Raw genomic sequence first — 915 nt, 5'->3', positions numbered from 1 at the left:
CCGCCGCTGCCGCGGTTGTCCCCGCCCCGGTCGTCACGGCGGAAGCCACCGCCGCCACTACCGCGGTTGTCGCCACCGCGGTCATCGCGACGGAAACCACCGCCGCCACCGCCACGGTTGTCGCCACCACGGTCGTCACGGCGGAAGCCGCCACCGCCACCGCCACGGTTGTCCCCGCCACGGTCGTCGCGACGGAAACCACCGCCACCACCACGGCTGTCGCCGCCACGGTTGTCGTCGCGACGGAAGCCACCGCCGCCGCTGCCGCGGTTGTCGCCGCCACGGTCGTCGCGACGGAAGCCACCACCACTACCGCGGTTGTCGCCACCACGGTTGTCGCCACCGCGGTCGTCGCGACGGAAGCCACCGCCGCCACCGCCGCGGTTGTCGCCGCCACGGTTGTCGTCACGGCGCGGGCCACGGAAGCCGCCCCGGTCACCGCCGGCGCCGGCACCGTCCCTGCGACGCGGCTCGCGCTCCGGACGGTCGTCGGGAGAGTTGGTGGACATCGACGTGACTCCTGTCTTCGGGTACTGCAGTCATTCTCGCGCAGCCGGCACTCGGCCGCGCATCGGAAAAAGTCAAGCAAAAAACAAAAGGACCCCTGGTCCCAGCGTGAACGCTGGGACCAGGGGTCCTGAAGAATTGTTCGGCGGCGTCCTACTCTCCCACAGGGTCCCCCCTGCAGTACCATCGGCGCTGAAAGGCTTAGCTTCCGGGTTCGGAATGTAACCGGGCGTTTCCCTAACGCTATGACCACCGAAACCCTATCGGTTTCGAGCGAACAAGCACACTCTGTAGTTATGTTCTAGCTCTAGAAACCAGCAACCGTTCGTTGCTTCAGAACTAACACAGTGGACGCGAGCAACTGAGGACAAGCCCTCGGCCTATTAGTACCGGTCAGCTCCACCCATT

General features: G+C 66.7%; 1 rRNA gene and 1 pseudogene. One reads left to right on the top strand and one right to left on the bottom strand.

The annotated features are described in order from the left end of the window. Positions 1 to 641, top strand: a pseudogene (locus E0F75_RS39760) (hypothetical protein); the annotation flags it as partial. 6 nt (positions 642 to 647) lie between these two features. On the opposite strand, the gene rrf reads toward E0F75_RS39760, so the two are convergent. Next, positions 648 to 764: ribosomal RNA gene (gene rrf / locus E0F75_RS39755) — 5S ribosomal RNA — on the bottom strand. Positions 765 to 915: the final 151 nt, after the last annotated feature.

Origin of the sequence: Streptomyces sp. CB02980 (assembly GCF_014451325.2) — a bacterium.
GTDB lineage: Bacteria > Actinomycetota > Actinomycetes > Streptomycetales > Streptomycetaceae > Streptomyces.
Note: the sequence above shows the minus strand (reverse complement) of the source record. Positions and strands in the feature narration are given on the sequence as shown.